Source organism: Citrobacter sp. Igbk 16 (assembly GCF_028069755.1).
GTDB lineage: Bacteria > Pseudomonadota > Gammaproteobacteria > Enterobacterales > Enterobacteriaceae > Citrobacter.
In genome coordinates this window covers 131,990-154,833 of record NZ_JANEWJ010000006.1, presented here as the reverse complement: position 1 = coordinate 154,833, position 22,844 = coordinate 131,990, and the positions used below count along the sequence as shown (strand labels likewise).

Annotated in this window: 28 protein-coding genes; 17 read left to right on the top strand and 11 right to left on the bottom strand. The window is 50.1% G+C overall.

The window, feature by feature from the left end; translation table 11 throughout:
• The first annotated feature begins 357 nt into the window (after nt 1–357).
• The 7 genes from NNO03_RS06735 to zinT all read left to right on the top strand — a co-directional run bounded on the left by NNO03_RS06735 (nt 358) and on the right by zinT (nt 6,361).
• Complete coding sequence (locus NNO03_RS06735) at nt 358–1,944, top strand: ABC transporter substrate-binding protein (protein WP_271449135.1); 1,587 nt, start codon at nt 358–360, stop codon at nt 1,942–1,944.
• Nucleotides 1,944–2,918: an ABC transporter permease gene (locus NNO03_RS06730; protein ID WP_271441172.1), complete on the top strand. Its 975-nt coding sequence runs from the start codon at nt 1,944–1,946 to the stop codon at nt 2,916–2,918. Before NNO03_RS06735 ends, NNO03_RS06730 begins: the two co-directional genes overlap by 1 nt.
• Nucleotides 2,908–3,720, top strand: a complete 813-nt coding sequence (locus NNO03_RS06725; protein WP_271449134.1) for an ABC transporter permease — start codon at nt 2,908–2,910, stop codon at nt 3,718–3,720. The genes NNO03_RS06730 and NNO03_RS06725 overlap by 11 nt, the downstream gene beginning before the upstream one ends.
• Nucleotides 3,714–4,508 carry an ATP-binding cassette domain-containing protein gene (locus tag NNO03_RS06720; protein WP_271449133.1) on the top strand — a complete coding sequence of 265 codons (795 nt, stop codon included), beginning with the start codon at nt 3,714–3,716 and terminating at the stop codon, nt 4,506–4,508. Before NNO03_RS06725 ends, NNO03_RS06720 begins: the two co-directional genes overlap by 7 nt.
• Nucleotides 4,492–5,097: an ATP-binding cassette domain-containing protein gene (locus tag NNO03_RS06715; RefSeq protein WP_271441169.1), complete on the top strand. Its 606-nt coding sequence runs from the start codon at nt 4,492–4,494 to the stop codon at nt 5,095–5,097. The genes NNO03_RS06720 and NNO03_RS06715 overlap by 17 nt, the downstream gene beginning before the upstream one ends.
• A gap of 20 nt (nt 5,098–5,117) precedes the next feature.
• Nucleotides 5,118–5,633: a phospholipase D family protein gene (locus NNO03_RS06710; RefSeq protein WP_271449132.1), complete on the top strand. Its 516-nt coding sequence runs from the start codon at nt 5,118–5,120 to the stop codon at nt 5,631–5,633.
• A gap of 83 nt (nt 5,634–5,716) precedes the next feature.
• The gene (zinT, locus tag NNO03_RS06705) at nt 5,717–6,361 is read left to right on the top strand and encodes a metal-binding protein ZinT (RefSeq protein ID WP_271449141.1); all 645 of its coding nucleotides are present in this window, start codon (nt 5,717–5,719) and stop codon (nt 6,359–6,361) included.
• 70 nt (nt 6,362–6,431) lie between these two features.
• Here the strand turns inward: zinT and ycaC are convergent, their stop codons facing one another.
• Nucleotides 6,432–7,058, bottom strand: coding sequence for an isochorismate family cysteine hydrolase YcaC (gene ycaC, locus NNO03_RS06700; protein ID WP_005120379.1), 627 nt, complete (start codon nt 7,056–7,058; stop codon nt 6,432–6,434).
• A gap of 246 nt (nt 7,059–7,304) precedes the next feature.
• On the opposite strand from ycaC, the gene leuE reads away from it, so the two are divergent.
• The 4 genes from leuE (at nt 7,305) to NNO03_RS06680 (ending at nt 9,539) form a co-directional block, all read left to right on the top strand.
• Nucleotides 7,305–7,943 carry a leucine efflux protein LeuE gene (gene leuE, locus NNO03_RS06695; RefSeq protein WP_137382924.1) on the top strand — a complete coding sequence of 213 codons (639 nt, stop codon included), beginning with the start codon at nt 7,305–7,307 and terminating at the stop codon, nt 7,941–7,943.
• Between the two features lie 174 nt (nt 7,944–8,117).
• On the top strand, nt 8,118–8,480 hold the full coding sequence (yeaR, locus tag NNO03_RS06690) for a DUF1971 domain-containing protein YeaR (RefSeq protein WP_045441926.1): 363 nt from the start codon (nt 8,118–8,120) through the stop codon (nt 8,478–8,480).
• A 3-nt stretch (nt 8,481–8,483) separates the two neighbouring features.
• On the top strand, nt 8,484–8,666 hold the full coding sequence (locus NNO03_RS06685) for a DUF1869 domain-containing protein (protein WP_003030733.1): 183 nt from the start codon (nt 8,484–8,486) through the stop codon (nt 8,664–8,666).
• A gap of 228 nt (nt 8,667–8,894) precedes the next feature.
• A complete protein-coding gene (locus tag NNO03_RS06680) occupies nt 8,895–9,539 on the top strand; it encodes a hypothetical protein (RefSeq protein WP_271449131.1) in 645 nt (214 codons plus the stop codon).
• A gap of 55 nt (nt 9,540–9,594) precedes the next feature.
• Here the strand turns inward: NNO03_RS06680 and fdhF are convergent, their stop codons facing one another.
• A complete protein-coding gene (gene fdhF, locus NNO03_RS06675) occupies nt 9,595–11,742 on the bottom strand; it encodes a formate dehydrogenase subunit alpha (protein ID WP_271449130.1) in 2,148 nt (715 codons plus the stop codon).
• Between the two features lie 360 nt (nt 11,743–12,102).
• Between fdhF and NNO03_RS06670 the strand changes: the two genes are divergently transcribed.
• The gene (locus tag NNO03_RS06670; protein ID WP_137382921.1) at nt 12,103–12,351 is read left to right on the top strand and encodes a GlsB/YeaQ/YmgE family stress response membrane protein; all 249 of its coding nucleotides are present in this window, start codon (nt 12,103–12,105) and stop codon (nt 12,349–12,351) included.
• A 49-nt stretch (nt 12,352–12,400) separates the two neighbouring features.
• Here NNO03_RS06670 and yoaJ read toward each other — a convergent pair whose 3' ends face one another.
• The 3 genes from yoaJ to NNO03_RS06655 are packed head-to-tail and all read right to left on the bottom strand — an operon-like array spanning nt 12,401 to nt 13,649.
• The gene (gene yoaJ, locus NNO03_RS06665) at nt 12,401–12,475 is read right to left on the bottom strand and encodes a protein YoaJ (RefSeq protein ID WP_099530266.1); all 75 of its coding nucleotides are present in this window, start codon (nt 12,473–12,475) and stop codon (nt 12,401–12,403) included.
• 2 nt (nt 12,476–12,477) lie between these two features.
• On the bottom strand, nt 12,478–12,576 hold the full coding sequence (locus NNO03_RS06660) for a YoaK family small membrane protein (RefSeq protein ID WP_086523648.1): 99 nt from the start codon (nt 12,574–12,576) through the stop codon (nt 12,478–12,480).
• A gap of 47 nt (nt 12,577–12,623) precedes the next feature.
• On the bottom strand, nt 12,624–13,649 hold the full coding sequence (locus NNO03_RS06655; protein WP_271449129.1) for a sensor domain-containing diguanylate cyclase: 1,026 nt from the start codon (nt 13,647–13,649) through the stop codon (nt 12,624–12,626).
• A gap of 186 nt (nt 13,650–13,835) precedes the next feature.
• On the opposite strand from NNO03_RS06655, the gene NNO03_RS06650 reads away from it, so the two are divergent.
• Nucleotides 13,836–14,084 (top strand): DUF333 domain-containing protein, encoded by a 249-nt coding sequence (locus NNO03_RS06650; protein WP_271441164.1) that lies wholly within the window; start codon nt 13,836–13,838, stop codon nt 14,082–14,084.
• Between the two features lie 7 nt (nt 14,085–14,091).
• On the opposite strand, the gene NNO03_RS06645 is transcribed toward NNO03_RS06650, so the two are convergent.
• Complete coding sequence (locus NNO03_RS06645) at nt 14,092–14,439, bottom strand: DUF488 domain-containing protein (RefSeq protein WP_202038860.1); 348 nt, start codon at nt 14,437–14,439, stop codon at nt 14,092–14,094.
• Nucleotides 14,440–14,624: 185 nt separating this feature from the next.
• Between NNO03_RS06645 and NNO03_RS06640 the strand changes: the two genes are divergently transcribed.
• A complete protein-coding gene (locus NNO03_RS06640) occupies nt 14,625–15,332 on the top strand; it encodes a CTP synthase (RefSeq protein ID WP_271441163.1) in 708 nt (235 codons plus the stop codon).
• Between the two features lie 36 nt (nt 15,333–15,368).
• On the opposite strand, the gene NNO03_RS06635 is transcribed toward NNO03_RS06640, so the two are convergent.
• Nucleotides 15,369–16,556, bottom strand: a complete 1,188-nt coding sequence (locus NNO03_RS06635; RefSeq protein WP_271449128.1) for a CynX/NimT family MFS transporter — start codon at nt 16,554–16,556, stop codon at nt 15,369–15,371.
• 99 nt (nt 16,557–16,655) lie between these two features.
• Between NNO03_RS06635 and NNO03_RS06630 the strand changes: the two genes are divergently transcribed.
• Nucleotides 16,656–17,474 carry a helix-turn-helix transcriptional regulator gene (locus tag NNO03_RS06630; RefSeq protein ID WP_271449127.1) on the top strand — a complete coding sequence of 273 codons (819 nt, stop codon included), beginning with the start codon at nt 16,656–16,658 and terminating at the stop codon, nt 17,472–17,474.
• On the opposite strand, the gene NNO03_RS06625 is transcribed toward NNO03_RS06630, so the two are convergent.
• The 3 genes from NNO03_RS06625 to dgcJ all read right to left on the bottom strand — a co-directional run bounded on the left by NNO03_RS06625 (nt 17,431) and on the right by dgcJ (nt 20,055).
• Nucleotides 17,431–17,877 (bottom strand): DUF441 domain-containing protein, encoded by a 447-nt coding sequence (locus NNO03_RS06625; RefSeq protein ID WP_199146690.1) that lies wholly within the window; start codon nt 17,875–17,877, stop codon nt 17,431–17,433. The two genes, NNO03_RS06630 and NNO03_RS06625, sit on opposite strands and share 44 nt — an antisense overlap.
• Before the next feature lie 139 nt (nt 17,878–18,016).
• Complete coding sequence (locus NNO03_RS06620) at nt 18,017–18,520, bottom strand: YbaK/prolyl-tRNA synthetase associated domain-containing protein (RefSeq protein WP_271441159.1); 504 nt, start codon at nt 18,518–18,520, stop codon at nt 18,017–18,019.
• Between the two features lie 44 nt (nt 18,521–18,564).
• A complete protein-coding gene (gene dgcJ, locus NNO03_RS06615; protein ID WP_271449126.1) occupies nt 18,565–20,055 on the bottom strand; it encodes a diguanylate cyclase DgcJ in 1,491 nt (496 codons plus the stop codon).
• Nucleotides 20,056–20,233: 178 nt separating this feature from the next.
• Between dgcJ and NNO03_RS06610 the strand changes: the two genes are divergently transcribed.
• Together NNO03_RS06610 and NNO03_RS06605 are read left to right on the top strand one after the other, a co-directional pair.
• Nucleotides 20,234–21,004 (top strand): class I SAM-dependent methyltransferase, encoded by a 771-nt coding sequence (locus NNO03_RS06610; protein WP_271449125.1) that lies wholly within the window; start codon nt 20,234–20,236, stop codon nt 21,002–21,004.
• A gap of 13 nt (nt 21,005–21,017) precedes the next feature.
• Nucleotides 21,018–21,428, top strand: a complete 411-nt coding sequence (locus NNO03_RS06605; RefSeq protein WP_271449124.1) for a hemerythrin domain-containing protein — start codon at nt 21,018–21,020, stop codon at nt 21,426–21,428.
• A gap of 92 nt (nt 21,429–21,520) precedes the next feature.
• Here the strand turns inward: NNO03_RS06605 and NNO03_RS06600 are convergent, their stop codons facing one another.
• Nucleotides 21,521–22,804, bottom strand: a complete 1,284-nt coding sequence (locus NNO03_RS06600) for a YeaH/YhbH family protein (protein ID WP_271449123.1) — start codon at nt 22,802–22,804, stop codon at nt 21,521–21,523.
• Nucleotides 22,805–22,844: the final 40 nt, after the last annotated feature.

Here is a 22,844-nt window from a genome sequence, read left to right as displayed (position 1 = left end):
ATATATTTACATAACTTGTCACTTACTGTGTCTTTCTTTAATAAATATACATAAATTGTCATGAATTTGAGGTAGGCAAAAACCGAAGTGGGTGAATAGTTTTCCCTGCAACTATTGCTTCTTATTTAATATAACGCCGAATAAATACGGTGATTTTGCTTAACCACTTCAGCGAAGTGAAACGTGAAAGCGCCGGGTATTAGAAAGTCGTATGATGTTTTTTAAAAATCGTCATACTTTTCTGCGCTGTATCATTTTTTTCGGCATTACTGTCCGCCATAATCCCTTCCCCAGGAGACCGTCTAACGTAAATTGTTCGTTAAACAAGATAAAAATAACGTAAATCTGGATAAGAGAATGATTAAAGGCAAGCTGGCACTGCTGACGTGCGCACTGACTCTCGCATTAACCTCGCCACTCTTCGCTGCGCAAAATGCAGACGAAGGCCAGACGCTAAAACTGGCCATTGGGCCCGAGCCGACGGAGGGATTTGACCCGATGTTGGGCTGGAGTCATGGCAGCTATCTGCTGTTGCATGCACCTGTGTTAAAGCAAAATGCGGATATGAGCTGGGGGAACCTGCTGACGGAAAAAGTGGTGACCAGTGCCGACGGCAAAACCTGGACGCTGACGCTTAAGCCCGATCTCAAATTCTCTGATGGTTCACCGCTAACGGCTGAAGATGTGGTCTTCACCTATAACAAAGCCGCAAAAAGTGGTGGAAAAATTGACATGGGAAATTTCACCCATGCCCGCGTGATAGACAACCGCACGGCAGAAATTACGCTTAGTCATCCGCAGAGCACTTTTGTGAACGTGCTCGGTTCGTTAGGTATTGTTCCGGCAAAACAGTATGACGAAAAAACATTTGCCAAAAATCCGATTGGCGCAGGTCCTTACCGCCTGGTGAGCTTTCAACCGGGGCAGCAACTGATTGTGGAAGCAAACCCGTGGTATGCCGGTAAGAAGAATGATTTCAACCGGTTAGTATTTGTATTCCTCGATGAGGATAACGCATACGCCGCAGCGCGTAGTGGTCAACTGGGACTGGTACGTATTGCGCCGTCGATGGCGGTAGCACCGGCACAGCAGAATTTAAAACTGTGGGTTCGCGACAGTGTAGAAAACCGCGGTATTGTTTTCCCAATGGTTCCGGCTGGGAAGAAAGATGCTAATGGTTATCCGGTTGGGAACGATATTACAGCCGATATTGCTATCAGGCGTGCGATCAATTACGCCATTGACCGTAAGCAGCTTGCCGGGCAGGTTATGGAAGGTCATGCAATCCCCGCGTATAGCGCGGTTCAGGGATTGCCATGGCAGGGGACTTCGGTGGCATTCAAAGATGGTGACGCTGAAAAAGCCCGCACGATTCTGGATCAGGCAGGCTGGAAAGTGGGCAAAGACGGTGTACGGGTGAAAGACGGTAAAGAGGCGCGTCTGACGTTGTGGTATGCCAGCGGCGACAGTACCCGTCGTGATTTAGCCGAGGCCGTGCGCGCCATGCTGGAGCCGGTAGGCATTGCAGTGTCGCTGCAGTCGGGTAGCTGGGAAACCGTTGAACGCCATATGCATGCTAATCCTACGCTGTTCGGCTGGGGGAGTCTGGATCCGATGGAGCTTTTCCATCACTACAGCGGGCAGGCGGCGGGTGTGGAGTATTACAACCCGGGCTACTACAGCAATCCGGTGGTCGAGCAACATCTCAAGCAGGCCATTGATGCACCAGACTGGCAAAAAGCGTTACCTTTCTGGCAACAGGTTGAGTGGGATGGCAAACAAGGCGCAGGCGTACAAGGGGATGCCGCATGGGCATGGCTGCTGAATATTCAGCACACCTATCTGGCAAATCCGTGCATTGATCTGGGCAAAGGTGCACCGGAAATTCACGGTAGCTGGTCATTGCTCAACAATCTTGATGAATGGACCTGGACCTGCCGTTGATGAAGTCTGTTTTAGGCCATGTATTACGGCTGATAGTGTTGTTAGTGCTGGTCGCGGCTGGCACTTTCATCTTGCTCAGCTTTTCTCCGGTCGATCCCATCCGTGCCTATATTGGCAACGATTTGCTGCATGTTCCGCCGGAGCAATATGCACGTATTGCTGCACGTTGGGGCCTGGATCAACCTCTGTGGGAGCGTTTTTTCCACTGGTTCTTACGCGTGCTACAGGGCGATCTTGGTTACTCGATGCTGTTTAATGCCCCTGTTGCCAGCGTGATTAAGGAGCGGTTTGCGACCTCGTTTGCGCTGCTTAGCGGTGCGTGGTTGGTTTCCGGTTTATTGGGAACGACAATGGGGTTTGTTGCTGGTCGCTACCTGAACCGTTGGCCGGATAAAGCCATCTGCCGACTTAGCTATCTGCTTTCTTCCTTACCGACCTTTTGGATTGGCATGCTGTTGCTGGCGGTATTTGCGGTGCGCTGGCCGCTGTTCCCGGTCTGTTGTGCGTGGGAACCGGGAAATAACAGTGATATGGCAACGCTGACTGAACGTCTGCGCCATCTGGTTCTCCCTGTTTGTGCACTTAGTCTGCTGGGGCTGGGGCAAATTACGTTGCACACGCGGGAAAGTATCGCCAGCGTGATGAAAAGCGAATTTGTCCGCTTTGCGCGTTCGCAGGGTGACAAGGGATGGTCGCTGTTGCGACACCAGGTTCTGCGACACGCCATCACGCCAGCGCTATGTCTACAGTTTGCCTCGTTGGGCGAACTGTTGGGCGGTGCGTTGCTGGCTGAAAAGGTTTTTGCCTATCCGGGACTGGGGCAGGCTACCATCGATGCCGGATTACGCGGTGACTTGCCGTTACTGATGGGAATTGTCTTGTTCAGTACCGTGCTGGTGTTTATGGGTAACTCTCTCTCTGCCTGGTTTGTCCATGTTCTGAATCGTGCGCTGGAGCGACCTGATGCTCTATAACCCGACGCCGACGCTTGTTCGTCTTCTGCTGTCCGTGAGTGGCCTGTTATTTATTGCAGTATATGGTGCGGCCACATTGGATAATCCGTTGAGCGTGAATCTTCTTGCCCGTCATCTTCCGCCTGATGCGCTGTACTGGTTTGGTACCGACAATCTGGGGCGCGATTTGTGGGTTCGTTGCTTTCAGGGGGCGCTTACCAGTCTGCAAATCGGTATTGGCGCGGCCCTGTGCAGCGGGTTCATTGCGTTACTGATGGCGGCGATTTCTCGTTTGCATCCACGCCTGGATGTCGTCATGCGTCTGATCACCGATGCGATGCTGTCCATGCCGCACCTGCTGCTGCTGATTTTGATCTGTTTTACGTTAGGCGGCGGGAAAAGCGGGGTGATTATGGCAGTTGCGCTCACACACTGGCCGCGGCTGGCATTGATTTTACGTGCTGAAGCGGAACGCGTGGCCCACAGTGATTATCTGACACTCACCTGGCGACTGGGACATGGCCACGTTTACTGCTGGCGGCATCATTATTTACCCGCGCTGTTGCCCCAGTGGCTGACAGGAACGTTGCTGATGTTCCCTCATGCGGTATTGCACAGTGCCGCGTTAAGTTTCCTTGGCTTCGGGCTGGCACCCCACGAACCTTCGCTGGGACTGTTGCTGGCAGATGCGTTGCGGTTTATCAGTCATGGGGACTGGTGGCTGGTGCTGTTTCCTGGGCTGATGCTATTTCTCCTTGTGATGCTATTTGATCAACTTGCCCGGGCGGTACAGCGTTTATGGTTGAGAGGTGATACATGTTGAGTTTGCAGCAGATTTCGCTGGAAGTGGCGCGTTATCGCTGGTACGGCGCAAAAAAATGGTCCTCGTTGCTGCAGGATGTCTCCTTTGATGTTGCGCCAGGCCAGATGGTGGCGTTAGTGGGGGGCAGCGGTGAGGGTAAGAGCCTGCTGCTGCAATGCCTACTTGATCTATTGCCGGAAAATTTGCGCTTTCATGGCAATATCACCCTTGATGGAAAAATGCTGGATAACAATGACATCAGGGCATGCCGTGGCAATACGTTTAGTTATGTTCCGCAAGGTGTGCAGGCGCTGAATCCACTGCTGTCTATTGAAAAGCATTTACGAAGAGCCAGCCAGCTTTCCGGTCAGGCGTGGAATACAGGGCAAATTGAACGTTTGCTCGAACGTCATCATCTGGATATCACCGTGTTAGAGTCTTTCCCGCGTCAGCTTTCGGGAGGGATGGCCAAACGCATTCTGGCGTGTCATGCCGCGCTCAGCCAGGCGCGTTATATTCTTGCCGATGAGATTACCGCCTGGCTTGATGCGCCTCTGGCAAATCAGCTGCTGGAACAGCTACGCGGCCTGTGTGAGCAGGGAGCAGGTGTTTTATGGGTGACACATGATCTCACTCTGGCGGCACGTCACGCAGATCGCATTGTCGCGCTGCATCACGGAACGGTGTCGGATAATGTCAGCCGGGAACAGCTTTTGCGTGGTGAAATTAGTGAACATCTGCAACGGCAATGGCGAGCGCTGCCCGAAAGAAATCAACTTTTTGGAGAGCGGTATGCTGTGCTGTCGTGATGTGTTCATTCGTCAGGGAGGCAAAATACTGTGGCAAAATCTCTCGTTCTCGCTTTCGCCAGGGGAACGTATTGGGATTTGCGCACCCAGTGGAACCGGAAAAACAACACTGGGACGTGTGCTTGCGGGGTGGCAAAAGCCGACATCCGGTGACGTTCTGGTTGATAACCAACCGTTGCCGCGCCATCAATATTGCCCGGTGCAGCTCGTGCCGCAGCATCCTGAATTAACCTTTAACCCCAGACGGAGTACCGGTGATGCGGTTCATGATGCCTGGCGGCCAGATGCAGAAATGCTTGCCCGACTGCATATTAAGCCGGAGTGGCTAACGCGTCGTCCCGGACAACTTTCGGGTGGTGAGTTGGCTCGAATTGCCATACTGCGGGCGCTCGACCCGCGTACGCGTTTTCTGATTGCCGATGAAATAACTGCGCAACTCGATCCCTCTATCCAACGGGATATCTGGGTGCTGCTGCTTGAAGAGTGTCAGCGCCGTCCGTTAGGTATGCTGATTATCAGCCATCAACAGGCATTGCTTGATCAGATTTGCACGCGAACGCTACGCTGTCCGGATAACTCCTCAGATTAAACCACTCACTGGTCAATAACATGAAGATAAAATCGATGGCTATGGTCGCGGCCCTGTTGTGGGCCGCGGTGCCGATGGCAAATGCCTCTGTTCAGGTAGGTTTTTCACCGGAAGGTTCGGCGCGGGGTTTAGTTCTCGACACTATTCATCATGCGCGGCACACCATCGACATGATGGCGTATTCCTTTCAGTCTGCGGATATTGTTCAGGCGCTGGTAGATGCAGAAAAAAGAGGCGTTGTTGTCCGGGCAGTGATCGATAAAAAACGTAATCAGGGGAAAGTCAGTCAGAAAGCGATCGCGTTTGCGACGGCCAACGGTATCGCTATCGAGTTGGATGACCACTATCACCTACAACACGACAAGACCATGATTATTGATGGTGACACGCTGGAGACCGGCTCGTTTAATTTTGCCAAATCCGCCGAATTTGCGAATTCAGAAAACGTGTTGGTGATCCGTGGAGAGCCTGGTGTTGTGGCGCAGTACCAGGCCCATTTTGACAGCCGTTGGAAAATTGCCCGCCAGCATGATTGAGTGACGTAAAACGATATTGATTAAACCGCAATGTTATATTATAACATTTCACTCGCAAATGATTTGAGGGTGAAATTTTGGCTATGCATGTGGAAAAATTGGCAGTCGCTCTGGGGATGCTTTTTGTTAGTAGTCAGGTACTGGCGCATGGTCACCATTCCCATGGTGCACCAATGACCGAAATAGAACAAAAGGCGGCTGAAGGCGTTTTTGATGACAAAAATGTGCAGAACCGTACGCTAGCCGACTGGGATGGCATGTGGCAGTCTGTCTATCCGTATCTGGTGAGTGGCGAACTGGATCCGGTATTCAAAAAGAAAGCGGAGAAAGACAAGAGCAAAACGGCAGAGCAGATTAAAGCCTATTACCGTGAGGGTTACGCGACCGATGTTGACACTATTGGTATTGAAAACGGCGTAATGGAGTTTCATACCGGTAAAAAGGTGGCATCGTGTAAGTATGATTATGCCGGATATAAAATTTTGAACTATACGTCAGGTAAGAAAGGTGTGCGTTACCTGTTCGAGTGTAAAGACGCTGGCAGCGACGCGCCGAAATACGTGCAATTCAGCGATCACATTATTGCGCCACGTAAGTCGAGCCACTTCCATATCTTTATGGGGAATACCTCGCAGGCTGCCCTGCTTGAAGAGATGGATAACTGGCCAACCTATTACCCTTATCAGCTCAAGGGAGAAGAGGTGGTGGATGAAATGCTGCACCACTAATCCTGACTGAAACTGTTCAATGAAACCCGCCGATGTTGGCGGGTTTCTGTGTATTACACTGACAGGAATATTATTTCCCGGATGTCAGCGTGTTGTAGCTGGTCATCAGGTTACGATAGTCAGGAATATGGTTGGAGAACAACGTTCCCAGCCCTTCAATATCGTTGCGCCAGTCGCGGTGTAATTCACAGGCCAGACCGAACCACGTCATTAATTGTACGCCAGCAGATGACATACGATTCCACGCGGAATCACGGGTCAGTGGATTAAACGTACCGGATGCATCGGTGACCACAAACACGTCGAAACCGGCTTCAATGGCAGAAAGCGCAGGGAATGCGACGCAGACTTCGGTTACTACCCCGGCGATAATTAGTTGCTTTTTGCCTGTTGCTTTGATCGCGTTAACAAAATCTTCGTTGTCCCAGGCATTAATCTGACCAGGACGTGCGATGTAAGGGGCGTCCGGGAACAGCTCTTTCAGTTCAGGAACTAATGGACCGTTAGGACCCGTTTCAAAGCTGGTGGTCAGAATAGTCGGGAGTTTGAAATATTTCGCCAGATCGCCTAATGCCAGAACGTTGTTTTTAAACTTGTCTGGATCGATGTCACGGACCAGTGAAAGTAAACCCGTTTGGTGATCGACCAGTAGTACGGCAGCCTGATCTTTATCAAGACGTTTGTAAGCAATAGTCATTTTCTTTCTCCATGTGATGAGAGGGTGCCTTGCGGGCTGAATCTACTGATAAACATTAGTGGCTAAACGGGGCATTGGGTAGGCGCAAAAGTGGGTTTCATCGTTGCAAATCTGGAACGAATAATGCTGTTGCAACCGGACTGAAACAGAATGCTATATTCTAAAGCTTCTCTTTCCATCCCCTGGCGCATTCGTTAGCATATTGTCTCGCAGCAAGTGCATGTGTTTTTTCAGGAAGAGGTTAACGTGTTCGCAGAGTATGGAGTTCTGAATTACTGGACGTATCTGGTGGGGGCTATTTTTATCGTGCTGGTTCCGGGGCCAAATACGATATTTGTGCTGAAGAACAGCGTCGGTCGTGGAGTGAAGGGTGGTTATCTGGCAGCAAGCGGTGTGTTTATCGGTGATGCCGTATTGATGTTTCTGGCCTATGCCGGCGTAGCTGCGCTTATCAAAACGACGCCCGTATTGTTCAATATCGTTCGTTATCTCGGCGCGTTTTATCTGCTGTATCTCGGTGCGAAGATCCTGTATGCCACACTGAAATCGAAGGCCAGCGATGCGGCGCCAGACGAAGTTCCGTTTGGCGCAATTTTCAAACGTGCATTAATTCTGAGTCTGACGAATCCTAAAGCCATTCTGTTTTATGTTTCGTTTTTCGTACAGTTTATTGATGTCAACGCGACTCACTCAGGGTTGTCGTTCTTTATTTTGGCGATGACGCTTGAAATAGTGAGCTTTTTCTATCTGAGCTTCCTTATTTTCTCCGGTGCGTTTGTGACACAGTATATTCGTACGAAGAAAAAACTGGCTAAAGTTGGGAATTCCCTCATTGGCTTGATCTTTGTCGGTTTTGCCGCGCGTCTGGCGACGCTTCAGTCGTAACGCTATTGGCCCGCTGTTGACGGCGGGCTTTCAGTATTAAGCTGTTTCCTTCATCGAAAGATGGGATGGTTATAACCAATAAATGGTATTTTAAATATATATTTTGAGGCGTACCCTGTTTACAGCAGCGATTCAATAAGACTCGCTGGTTGTCGACTGGAAAAGGGAAGAAAAATGCTTCAAATTCCACAGAATCATATTCATACACGCTCAACGCCGTTCTGGAACAAAGAAACTGCACCTGCCGGAATTTTCGAACGCCACCTTGATAAGGGTACCCGTGCCGGGGTTTATCCTCGACTTTCTGTGATGCAGGGGGCGGTCAAATATCTCGGATTTGCAGATGAACACAGCCCGGAACCTGAAGAGGTGATGATTATCGAAGCCGGTCAGTTCGGCGTTTTTCCACCGGAGAAATGGCATAACATCGAAGTGATGACCGACGACACCTACTTTAATATCGACTTTTTCGTGGCGCCAGAAGTGTTGATGGAGAGTGCAAATCAACGAAAAGTTGTGCGTACCGGCAAGGAGTAAATTATGGGTAAAGCAACCTACACCGTTACAGTCACCAATAACAGCAATGGCGTGTCTGTCGATTATGAAACTGAAGCGCCGATGACATTGTTGATTCCGGATGTGGCCGCTGAAGTAGTTAAAGACCTGGTCAATACGGTTCGTTCATACGATACCGAGAATGAGCACGAAGTCTGCGGCTGGTAGGGTTTTCATCTCTGCTATTGCTTGATTGCATTCATTTTAAAATTAAAACCGCATCGCGCGTTGACGGCTCGATGCGGTTTTTTTTATTCATGATGCGTAGTTTGTGCGCTCATTTTCTGTAAAAAAGTTTTCTTAAGAAAACCTTAAGAAGATCGCATAGATTGCTAATGGCTTAAAATTCGCTGGGGTTATGATCGGCTGTCTTTCATTTAACAGAACATCGTGCTTATGAAACTTGATACCCGATTAACATTCCCAACACTCCTGCTGGGGCTGGTCACTGCGGTGATCCCGTTTACTGCCAACTTGAATCTCCCCTTGCTCAACGGCGGCGTCGTCAGATGGATTGAAAATGGTCAGGCGCTTTGGTTGTTTTTTGGTGCCATGTTTACTTTCTGCTACATCCGGCCTTTTTCGCGTCCTGATGGCGAGAAGCAATTTTGGCTGTGGGCCGCGCTGTGGTGGTTAGTTTTGCTGGGACGAAGCACCAGTTGGGGGCGCGATTATTTTCCCGATCAGCCCAGGTTGTTATTCAGGGCTATCTCTGTTGTATTAATTGCCATGATTATCTTGCCGGTAGTGATTTCAGCGAACCTGCGCCGGGAGATCGTCAATCGCTTGCGCAATGAGCCGCTACCGCTCTGGTTGTTGGCGATCACCAGTTGTGCATTTTTGATCTCCGACACGGTCGAGCACCATCGTCTGCTGGCTCCCGTCTTTCTTCACAACGCACAATATGGCGATCTGATTGAAGAACTGTACGAATTGCCGTTTATGGTTGGGCTATTTCTGATGAGTTTTAACTTTATGGCGCGGGATAAGCAGGCAGAAGATATGGCTATTCGGTTTAACGATCCGCAGTTGGCGAAGTAACGCAATGGCATTTGCCTGAGCCTGGAGGTACGACTCAGGCAAATGTGCAGGTTACTTACGCGATAGCCTCACACAGACGTGATTTCATCTCGCTGTAAGATTTCGCGGCATAGTTCTCCGCCCAACCTTGATCGGTGATGTGCTCAACATTGACGGCGCAATATTTGGTTTCCGGGGTTTTCGAGATGGGGTCCAGATTATCCTGGGTCAACTCATTACAGGCGCCAATCCACCATTGATAGGTCATGTACACGGTTCCGGGATTGATGCGTTCAGAGACATCAGCCCGACTGATAACCTTGCCACGACGCGAGCTCACCCAAACCAGATCGCGATGACGGATACCGAGGTTTTCCGCATCACGCGTACTGATCTGAACATAGCCCGGCTCATCGGCCAGGGCCTGCAATGCTGCACAGTTGCCGGTCATCGAGCGGCACGAATAGTGGCCGACTTCGCGCACGGTGCATAACACCATCGGGTACTTTTCATCAGGTACTTCTGCAGGAGCACGCCACTGTGCGGCAAACAATTTACCTTTGCCATTGGCGGTATCAAACTGGCTGTGTGCATACAGATACGGCGTGCCTGGGTGATCAAGCTCCGGACATGGCCACTGAACGTGGCCCATGTCACCCATTTTTTCGTATGTCACACCGTAGAAGAGCGGACATAGCTCGCGCATCTCATCCCAGATTTGCTGGTTATTTTGATACTGCATCGGATAACCCATTGCGGTGGCCAACAGACTGATGATTTCCCAGTCGCGTTTGACATCCCCCGTAGGCTCAATCGCCTGTTCAAACCGCTGGAATCCGCGGTCGGCGCAGGTAAAGACGCCGCCATGTTCGCCCCACGATGTTGCGGGCAGGAGAACGTCAGCCATTTCTGCCGTCTTGGTCATGAAGATGTCTTGTACCACGATAAAATCGAGCGCGTTAAAGCCTTCACGGACCAGGCCCAGATCGGCCTCGGTTTGCAGCGGATCTTCACCCATGATGTAGTAGGCTTTGACTTTACCTTCGATGGCCAGATGGGGGACTTCAGTGATCCGGGTGCCGACCTTATCGTCCATCAGATTGACGTCAATACCCCAGGCGTTGGCAAACTTCTCTCTCACGGCGAAATCGGTAACGTCCTGATAGCCCGGGAACTGGTTCGGCAGTACGCCCATATCACACGCGCCCTGCACGTTATTTTGCCCGCGCACCGGGCCAACGCCGACATTTGGACGCCCCAGGTTTCCGGTCAGCAATGCCAGGCTCGACAGACCACGAACAACGTCAACCGCCTGGCCAAACTGGGTCACGCCCATTCCCCACATCACGGTTGCCGAGGGGGCGGAAGCGAAAGTACGCATCGCCTGACGAACCTGCTGTGCAGGCACACCCGTTAAATGTTCAACGGCTTCGGGCGCGTAATCCTTGACGGTTTCCCAGTAGGTTTCGAGACCTTCGGCATGTTTTTGCACATACTCGTGATCATAAAGCTGCTCTTCGATAAGCACATGGCCAAACGCGTTGACCAGCGCCATGTTACATCCGTTTTTCAACTGCAGATGCTGGTCTGCAATTCGGGCCGTTTCAATGCGGCGGGGATCGCAGACAATGATTTTTGCCCCGTTCTGGCGAGCTTTGATCACCCGGCGAGCCACAATCGGGTGGGAATCGGCGCAATTATAGCCAAAGATGAGCAGGCATTTTGAGTTTTCAATGTCGCTAATTGAGTTACTCATTGCACCATTGCCCAGCGTTTCCTGCAACCCGGCGACAGATGGACCGTGGCAGACGCGGGCGCAGCAATCGACATTGTTGGTGTTGAGTACGCCACGTGCGAATTTTTGCATCACGTAGTTGGTCTCATTCCCGGTTCCACGAGACGAACCCGTCGTCATGATGGCGCGAGGACCATAGGTATTTTTGATATCGGATAAGCGTTTTGCGGTGTAGCGGATGGCTTCATCCCAACTGACGGGAGTGAATTTCCCACCTTTTTCATAGCGGATCATTGGTCGGGTCAGACGGGGAGTCAAAAGGCGAGTGTCGTTCAGAAAGTCCCAGCCATAGTAGCCTTTCAGGCATAGCTGGTTTTGGTTCGTTACACCCTCAGCGGCTTCAGCGCGGATGATTTTGTTATTTTCAACAACAAGCTTGAGCTTGCACCCGGCCCCACAGTATGGGCAAACACTGGTGATTTTTTTCATCAATAACAGACCTGTTAAATGCTGAAATAGCGCGAATTGTAGACGGAGTCTCGCGAGAGTTTTCGCGGACTACGATTTGTCGTAGCGACGGGTTGTTAAAGCATAAACTGTGCCAGAATTGATAATTCAGCAATAGCAGGGAGCGAAAGCAAAAATAGCAGAATAATGACTGACGATTCGACACTAATGACGACAAGCGTCAGTAAATATTCCCGTTTTTGCGTAGTTTAACCTCATGAAACATCAGAAAAAGATGAAAAATCAAAGTGACCCTGATCACAAATTTTAATTTTTCGGCGCTATGCTATGCTTTTATACAACGAGTAAATCGTTCACGTAAAAACATAAGCGAGGAAAATAATGGGTATTATTTCATGGGTGATTTTTGGTCTTATCGCGGGGATTTTGGCAAAATGGATCATGCCGGGTAAAGATGGCGGCGGTTTCTTTATGACCATTATCTTAGGGGTTGTTGGTGCCGTCGTGGGCGGGTGGATCAGTACATTCTTTGGATTTGGTAAAGTTGATGGTTTCAACTTCGGCAGCTTTGTTGTGGCAATTATTGGCGCGATTGTAGTGTTGTTTATCTACAGAAAAATCAAAAGCTAAGTAACGAAACAGACAATACAGGCCACATCTATGTGGCCTTTATTTTGGGTTACCACCAGCCCAGCTCCGTTCCCAGCACGACAATAATGGCCACGCCAATCATAATAAGCGTTGTTTTTTTCATCGTTATGCTCCTGGTGAGGCGTAGCCGCCAATAAAGAACCAGGACAGGAAAACGACAGCGGAAATGAAAATAATAACGGGAAAAATAATACCGAGTCGCATACGCTTATCTGCCAGAATAATTTAAAGACGATTAAGCATAACAGGGCTTAATGTACGACAAAAGCGGTTTTATCCTGACGTTTCTTATCCTGATACATCGCACTGTCTGCAAGATGAAGCGCACAGTTGACGTCTGTCTCCAGCGGGTCTATTTCCACAACGCCCAGACTGGCTCCCGGATAATACAAACAGATTCCACCCAGGTCATAGTCACCGCAAATGAGCTGCTGTAAGTGGTTTCTCACGCTTTGCAAACGAACACACGGCGACATTTCGTTTTTCACTGACAGGCTGGCGACTAAAAATTCATCACCGCCCAGGCGACCAAGAATATCATTCTCACTGCATCCACGGCGTAAACGCTGGCCAATTTGGATCAAAAACTGGTCACCGACTTCGTGCCCAAAACGATCGTTGATCAGTTTGAAATCATCTAAATCAATATAGGCGACAATAATTTTGTGTCTGAGGTGGCGAGCCAGCGAGAAGAGGGTTTCGATATTTTCAAATATTGCCCGACGGTTAGGTAGCCCGGTCAGAACGTCAGTGTAGGAGTGGGCTATCAGCGCAGCATTCGCTTCACGTAATTGAGCAACCAGCGATTCTTTCTGAATAGACTGCGCAATCAGGCCCGCGAACAGATGCAATACCTGCTCACCTCGTTCGCTTAGCGGCTGTTGCTGACGACTGGTGGCGCAGAGGGTGCCATAGAACGTGCCATCGGGCAGGTGGACTGGAGTACTCAGAAAGGTTGTGATCTCCAGTGCGCGTGCGGCGCTACATTCTGGCCAACGCGCGGGAACGTTATCGCTATACAGACAGTTTGCGTCTATTGCGCGCTTGCAGAGAGTCTCATCCCACGGCACCGACAGCCCTTCGGGGATCTGCATTTGCTTACTATTACGCGCATACAGAATATGCTGCAGACGCGCATCTAAATCGACCTTAGTAAGATAGGTCGACTCCATCTCAGTCACGACCTCCAGCATCTCCAGAAGTTGCCGAACCAGACTCTCAACAGACTGCTCCGTGGCTAATGATTGTGAGACTCGGGCGAGGATCATGTCTGACATGAGAGGCAAATACTCCAGAATGCTGATAAGTCCTGTATTGCCCGCATAATAGAACATCGGAGGGAAAGATGAAACACGCTATCCGGGTCAAAATGTAGACATGAGATTGAAACACGGTAGTAAAACATGGAGATAGGTGGGGAGTCGGGGTACTCTTCCAGTGAAACGTTTATTACAGGAGTTAATATGAAACTGGCCTCTATTGTTGTGCCCGGCCTGTTGGTGCTGGCGGGGTGTTCCACATCACCTGAAGCACCAGTACCACCGAAAATTGGCATGGCGAACCCGGCATCCGTATATTGTGAGCAAAAGGGCGGCGTGCTGATTGCGGTGCAAACACCGCAAGGCGTAAGGTCAGATTGCAAACTACCCGGTGGCGAAGTTATTGATGAATGGTCGCTTTGGCGCAGAGATCATCCGGCAACGGGCAAATAGCCAGCTGTCACAATTGGCGTAGCCACTCAGCCAGAACCTGCGCATGGTTTTGCTGCGTATCCTTCGCCGCATACAGCAGCGTTAACGGCTGTTGCCGGGCAATATCCGCGAGTCGCTTGCCTTCCTGCTGTTGCTGGGCAAGTTCTGCGCGGTATTGCTCGGAAAAATGGGCAAAATCGATGACATCAGCGTGGAATGCCTTACGTAAATCAGACGAGGGCGTCAGCGCTTTATCCCACTCATTGAAAACAAGATCGGTTTTTTTCACTCCGCGTGGCCACAGTCTGTCGACCAGAACACGATAGCCATCACTTTTTTCTGCCGGGTCATACACGCGTTTACACTGAATATTCATCTCTTAATCCGCTCCGTTAAGCCACTGAACTCGTCTTCATTACGGTTAAATAAGATCGTAAAACGTGACCATTATAGCATTTTGGCCATATAGACTCTCAATTTAAGGGATTGTGATAACAACAAAAAATCGGTAGGCTGAGGCTCCTTATGTTGTCCCTCATTGTCTGGACATAAGGAAAGTTAATGGAAATTTCCCCTGTTAAAGATACGCTTCGCATTGCGCTGGTGGGTGATTACAGCCCCGATATTGTGGCGCACCAGGCTATTCCCCTTGCTATCGATGATGCTGCTGCCGTTCTGGAATTAGTGGCTGATTATGACTGGCTCACCACATCTGATATTAGCAGTGGTGAAGATTTAGTCGGCTATGATGCCATCTGGGTGGTCCCCGGCAGTCCTTACCAGCATCCGGAAGGCGCGCTGACGGCAATACGTTACGCACGCGAAAACAGTATTCCATTTTTGGGCACTTGTGGCGGCTTTCAGCATGCCATTCTTGAGTATGCTCGCAATGTGCTGGGCTGGCGTGATGCCGCGCATGCGGAAACAGAGACCACGGGTCGTATGGTGATTGCACCGCTGACCTGCTCGTTGGTCGAAAAGACGGATGATATTGAACTGCGTGCGAATACGCTGATCGCCAGAGCCTACGGACGGGATGTCATTACAGAGGGGTATCACTGTAACTATGGCGTGTCGGAAGGTTTTGCCGCTGAGCTTGAAAGCGGCGATCTGCGAGTGACGGGCTGGGATGACGCGGGTGACGTTCGCGCTATTGAACTGGTGACACATCCGTTTTATGTCGGGACGCTTTTTCAGCACGAACGAGGGGCGCTGGCAGGAAAGCCTGTGCCCCTCGTCCAGGCACTGCTGCGCGCGGCCAGAGGATAACAACTGAGCCGGTTGGTTATTCGCCTGCCCGGTGTATTACGCGCAGGCGATCTCTTTCTCGCGTCCTGCACAGACGCCAAACACGGCCATGACGAGGGCTAGCAGCGCAACGCCAACCAGCGGGATCTGCCAGCTATCGTTAAGATCGTGAATTTTCCCCATCATTGGCGGCCCACATGCGGCCAGTAAATACCCGACAGATTGCGCCATGCCTGATAGTGCGGCGGCCTGATGCGCCGAGCTTGCACGTAGCCCGATGAAGGTGAGGCCGAGGATCATCGTGGCACCGGAGCCAAAGCCAAACAACACGGTCCACAGGGCCGCCTGGCCGGGCATGACAGCAAACCCGGCAGCGCCAACAGCGCACATTATTGAGACCAGTGCGGCGATAGTACGCTGATCTTTAAACCGATACAGAACGAGGGGGATCAGTAGCCCAGGCGCTGCGGTCGCCAGTTGTAGCAAACCATGCAGCGACCCCGCCTGTGCTTCACTGTAGCCGTGACTGATCATAATGGCGGGTAGCCAGCCGATAATGACGTAATAAATAAGCGAGTTGATGCCCAAAAACAGCGTGACCTGCCAGGCGAGACTGGAGCGCCAGATTGCGCGGGAGTGCAACGCTCGCGAATTGCTGAGGCTGGCATTGGCCGTCTGGCGCCACTGAGGTAACCAGATCAATAACGCCAGCAGCGGAAAGACCATTAACATCATCAGCGCGCCGCGCCAGCCAAAGCCATGTAACGCCAGCGGCACGACCATTGCCGATCCCAGCGCTGCCGCAGCACCCATCGTTAACGAATACGCCCCGGTGAGCTTTGCCACATGCTGTGAAAAATCACGCTTAATGAGGCCCGGCAAAAGGACATTTCCCAGTGCTATGCCACAGCCAATGACTGCCGTCCCGCCAAATAGGGCTCCGGATGAAGGGAGTGAACGTATAGCAATACCCATACAGATCAGCAGCATGGCGGCTAACAGACTGCGCTCAATACCCCAACGGCGAGCGACGGTTGCCGCCAGAGGCGACACCAGCGCAAAAGCAAGCAGTGGTAGCGTGGTCAGGAGTCCCGTCTGGGCGGTGGTCAGACCGTAGTCAGTGCGAATCGCGTCCAGTAAAGGGGCTGCGCCGGTAAACGTAACGCGTAGTGTGGTCGCGATCATCAGGATACCCGCAATTAACAGCGCACCGTTTTTACCGCGGGAAGAAGGGGAGTTAGTCATTTTTTTCTCATATCGTCAGGCGAGGCGTTACCTTAGCGTTTTTACTCTGTGGATGAATCAAGCTAAAATGACAGTTTATCGCTAAAATCGGACATTCTTATGTTTGGACTGAGGCTGGACGGGTATCAACCCGATCTTTACCACGATGCTGCCGTGGCTTTTTGTATTCAGGCTCAGGAAGACGAACTTTTCAGCCCACTGCATCAACACCGCAAAGGTCAGTTAATTCTGGCGCTGCATGGCGCAATTACTTGCGAAGTTGAGAACGCCATGTGGATGGTGCCGCCGCAATATGCGGTGTGGATACCAGGTGAAATCCCGCACAGCAACCACGTTACCGTTGGCGCGCAATTGTGCTTTTTATTCATTGAACCTTATGCAGTAGTGATGCCGGATCGCTGTTGTACGCTGAAAATAGCGCCATTATGCCGGGAACTTATTCTTGCGCTGGCGAGCAAAACGGATGCCCAGCTCTGTGAACCAGCTACCCAGCGGTTAACGCAGGTGTTGTTTGACGAACTACCGCAACAGCCACAGGAGCAAATGCAGTTACCGGTATCCGATCACCCGAAAATTCGCAAGATGGTGGCGACGATGGCGCGGGAGCCTGCGCAATGGCAAACACTGGGGCAGTGGGCCAATGTGTTTGCCATGAGCGAGCGTAATCTTGCCCGTCTGGTCGTCAAAGAAACGGGGCTAAGTTTTCGCCGTTGGCGTCATCAGTTGCAACTGATCCTGGCGCTGCAGGCACTGATCGACGGGCACAATGTACAGCAGGTCGCACAAATGCTCGGTTACGATTCAACGACCGCGTTTATCACCATGTTCAAGAAAGGCCTGGGTCAAACACCCGGTCGCTATCTGGCAGGGTTGGCTACTGCTTCCCAACAATCAGCGACACCAGACCGGCCGCAATAAGCGGACCCACCGGCACGCCGCGAAAGAGGGCAACGCCCAATACTGTGCCCACCAGTAAACCGGCGACGAGTTGAGGTTGGCTACCCATCAGCGTGACGCCGCGCCCGCCAAGCCAGGAGACAACAACGCCGATGGCGATGGCGACCAGAGACTTCCAGTTTACAAAGGAGTGAATAAGCGTGGAGGGGGGCAGCGTCCCGCTGGCGATGGGCGCCATGACGCCGATCGTCAGAATAATAATCCCAACGGTAAGCCCCTGCTTTTCAATCCACGGGAAGAATGTATTCAGCGGAGTAACACGGACGATTATCAGCACCAGAATTGAAACGGCGACAGTGGTGTTGTGGCTGACAAAGCCCAGAGCTGCCAGTCCAAGCAGGATCAGCAGTGTGACATCAAACATCGTAGTTTCCTTGCCAAAAGAAAAAATAAGCCTGCTTACTGTACGCGTAAATGCGTGACGGAACAGGCTTTTTTATTGATTATTATTATTTTTGGGCGAACGCATAATATCGCGTTTTGATACTGATGTTACGGGCTTGCTATTGTGCGCGATGGAATGGAATTAATTCAGGTTGTGCAATGCGCAAATAATCCTGGGTGTCCATGATCACGGATTTTTCCAGCAGTCCGGCATTGAACGCAATTTCAGTAAAGCGCTCAAACAACAGCGGATCGGCAACCAGCTTGAGTTTTGGATGGAAACTAAACGGTGGGATAGCGCCAAACACGCAGCCGGTCAGTTCATCCACTTCCGCCGGGCTGGCAAGTGATGCGCGTAAACCGCCGATATGTCCGGCAAGCTGGTTCAGGTCAGCCTGTTGGTCAGCCGGGAGAATGGCCAGCACATGCTGATTAACGCCGTTGCCTTTTACTTTACAGACGAGGGCTTTTGCCCCCTGACCCAGCGCTGTACCGCGAATTTCCGAGACAGCTTCACATTTGCCAACGGCCTCATGGCTGAGTACACGATACGTTGCGCCTTGTTCTGACAACAGCGAAATTAAACGTTGGTGCGTCACGTTGCCTTTATTTACATCTGTCATTTCTTACTCCTGGTACTACGATGAACATCCTGACGAATACAGTATCACTCACGGTGGTGTTTTTTCTGTTTGTTCAGATAAAGCTGTACATCTGATGCCTTATAAGCGTCATCAATGGTGTCGTTTGGCTGCATGTTATAAATCCCCGCGGAAAAACTGACGGAGGTATCCGGAGCAATAGTGTGTAAGTTATCGCGAATACGATCCAGTAGTTGGGGGGTAAGTTCAGGGGCATAATCGACAAGGATAATACAAAACTCATCTCCGCCAAGACGGATGGCATAGTCACTTTTGCGAATAGAGGCCTGAATAGCTTTGGCCAGAATGGTGATAATGCGGTCGCCTTCCTGGTGCCCGAGCGTGTCATTAATTGTCTTTAGTTTATCGCAATCAATAGCAATAAAAGTTACGCAGGTTCCGGCGTTGACCAACTGCTGCAAACGCTGCTCAAGCGTGGGCGTTAATATTTTACGGTTATAAAGCCCGGTCATCGCATCACTGATATTTTCGCGTGTGACGTTGTGATACAAACGAAAATGCATTCTGACCATGTTCAGCAGCAGTGCCGTTGCCAGTAAATAGAAGGCAAATATCTTCCAGGAAGCAACAATAAAATACATAAAATCAAGCGATAATGTGATGCGCATTCCGCCTGGGATGTCATTAATATAATGAACATACTGAAACAAGTCGCTCTCGCTTTGGTGAATGATAATCTCTTCACCTGAGTTGATATCAGATAAAGTCACATTGAGATAGCGCCAGACGAGGGGACGGTCGTTGGTATAAAATATGTTCTTTAAATTGTCTTTGTTAACATCCACCATGACAACGCCTTTTAGCTTGCCGGTATAGTAGACCGGGGTCAAAAAGCTCATCACTTTCTCCTGGGTGAGATCGTCCTGATAAATACTGGAAATGACGGTTCGGCCAGTAAAAATATCATCAATATCGCTCTGGTTAATTCCCAGTGTACCTTTCTGTAAAAAAGACCAGTGATTCATGGCAAATTGATATGAATTTACCAGACTATAGAAATAGATGTAGTCGTTTTTCAGGTCAATGTAATAGCGAAACTTGTATTCCATGGTGCCTAATCCCTGACCATAATCTACCCGTTCACGATTTGCGTTTACGGCCTGATCGAAGGCGGGGAGTAGAAAAATATCGTCAAGTTGTTCAATACAACTCGGCGAGTGGGTCTGTAACGTGCCGCGTAACGGAAGATAATCATGGGCAGTGAGATTGAATCCATGTATGCCGTTGACGGTTTCAAAAGCGGTGCACAGCGCTTTTCGTTGTTCAACTGTGATGGGCTTTTTCGGGGATGAAAATTGGCGCATCATATGGGCGGCAATGCTCTGATTGGTATATTTATCATAGAGAAAGGATGAATCTGCTTTCTCTATGATGTAGCGCATATACGCGCTCATTGCCCGATCGCTGGCAACAAGTTCATAAACCAAAAAAGAAGATGTCAAAACAATAACGCTTACGGAGATAAAGTGCCGGAGCGCTTTATGATGCAATTTCATAATGATTTACAACCCTGTAAGTCAGATACATCAGTCTATCACACGGTATACATCCACTCTAACAGTACGGAAAATCCTGCAGGATTGCGCATTATTTGTAATAAAAATCATTCGTGCTCTTCACCTTTAACCTCTATTGTTGTATTTATAATGCAACTTATAAAAAAGGAGACCGCGAATGAGCGCGACTGAAAAAGCGGGCCATACATTTTTAGCCAGCCTGGGAAAAACCCGCCTGCGCCCAGGTGGGGTTGAAGCGACAGAATGGTTGTTCCGGCAGTCCCAACTGACGCCTGGCAGCCAGGTCCTTGAAGTTGCCTGCAATATGGCTACAACGGCCATTGAGCTGGTACAGCGCTTTGGATGTACGGTCTATGCCATTGATATGGATAAAAATGCGCTGAACAAGGCCAGAAGTAATGTGGCGCACAACGGACTGGAAAATCACATTCATGTCATGGCGGCAAACGCCAATACTCTGCCTTTTGCGGATAACAGCTTCGACGTCGTGATTAACGAAGCCATGCTGACAATGTATGCAGACAAAGTTAAAGCGAAACTGATTGCGGAATATCATCGGGTGCTGAAACCCGGTGGACGTTTGTTGACCCACGACATTATGTTCACAGCGCAAAAACTGGAAGAAGGCGAACAATATCAGTTGGTTCAGGTGGTGAAATCAAACGTCAGTCCGCTGACCAAACAAGGATGGAGTGACCTGTTGATGAGTGCGGGGTTTGAACAGGTCCTGCAACAGAATGGCAAAATGTCGTTGATGTCACCGCGCGGATTAATTCGCGACGAAGGAGTAAAGGGTGCGATTAAAATTGCGTTTAACGGTATGCGAACGTACGAAAATCGTCGCCGATTCTTGAAAATGTTTCGTTTCTTCCACTCGCAACGTCACCAACTAAACTACATTGCCTGCTGTTCCATCAAAGGAAAATAAAAAGGATAAACGGATGAATATTGATAAAATGAAAAGTCAGCATGTTGATATACTGGAAAAAATATCATTCTTGCGTAAGTTAAGCCTCGCTGGCGTCTCAGCCAATGCTCAGGAAATCGCTACTGCGATTGTGAGCATGAGCGCGATCATTAAAACGCATTTATCTGCTGAAGATCAGTTCCTTTATCCGCATATTGAGCAAGATGGTAATAACGTACTTCGGCAAGTCAGCACACAATTTAAGCGTGAAATGGCGGACATCGTTAGTGAATATGAGGTTTTCTCCCGCCGCTGGAATATTGCCAGTAAGTTGATGGGCAACGATGACGCGTTCAGACGTGATGCCAACATTGTTTTGCGTAAAGTGTATGAGCGTATGCAACGGGAAAATAAAGACTTCTATCCGCTGGTGGAGAGAATGTAGCGCCATTTTACGCATGAACGGAACGCACCGCACCCGGCAAGAAAAAATCAGCCAGAGATGAAAATCTGGCTGACTTTTTACGTTACTAATTGCTAACTATTGCTGGAGGTACTTTGCTTATGGAACAGCTCGCGGAAAACCGGATAAATATCATCCTGGTCGCGGATATGCTGCATCGCAAAGTTATCAAAGGTAGATTGCAGATGCTCATACTCACGCCACAGGGTCTGGTGTGCACGTCGGGTGATTTCAATATAGCTATAATATCGCACCACCGGCAGCAGCTTTTTCGCCAAAATTTCATGACACAGTGGTGAGTCATCCGCCCAGTTATCGCCATCCGATGCCTGAGCGGCATAGATATTCCACTGGGCAGGGTTGTAGCGATCTTTTACCACTTCATCCATTAACTTCAGGGCGCTGGAAACTATGGTTCCCCCCGTTTCCTGAGAGTAGAAGAACTCGTGTTCATCAACCTCTTTTGCCTGAGTATGATGGCGAATATAGACAACCTCCACGTTTTTGTAAGTGCGGCTTAAGAACAGATACAGCAGGATATAAAACCGTTTTGCCATATCTTTAGTCGACTGGTCCATTGAGCCAGAGACATCCATCAGGCAGAACATCACGGCCTGGCTGGAAGGATCGGGTCGTTTCTCATAATTCTTGTAGCGCAAATCAAAGGTATCAATAAACGGTACGCGCTCAATTTTTGCCCGTAATTCAGCAATTTCTTTGCGTAATCGCTCTTCTTCCAGCAACTGCGCGGGTTCACTTTTGGCGATGGTTTCCAGATCGGCCTCAAGCGCATGCAGCTCACGACGTTTACCCGCCGTCATTGCTGTGCGGCGCGCCAGTGAGTTTTGCAAGGAGCGCACCACGCTGATGTTGGCGGGCACACCGTTGGAGGTAAATCCTGCACGGTGCGTTTTAAACTCCGTTAACTGACGCTGCTGATTCTGCTTCAGGTTTGGCAGTGCTAAATCTTCGAACAGCAGATCAAGATATTCATCTTTAGATATCTGAAAGACGAACTCATCCTGACCCTCTCCATCCTGACTGGCCTGGCCTTGTCCGCTTCCTGAACCACCGCCGCCCCCCTGCGGACGTTCGATACGGTCATTCTGTACAAAATGATCGTTACCCGGATGCACGCGATGACGCAGGCCACCACGCCCCTGATGAAACATCGGTTCGCTAATATCATCGGTCGGAATAGAGACAGATTCGCCGCTATCTACGTCGGTCACCGAACGCTTGTTAATGGCCTCGGAGATCGACTGTTTAATTTGCGATTTATAACGGCGCAAGAAGCGTTGGCGGTTTACCGTGCTCTTGTTCTTGCCGTTAAGACGCCGGTCAATAAACCAGGTCATATGCCCCCCCGTACTGCCAACTGTTCGCCATGTCTGTAAG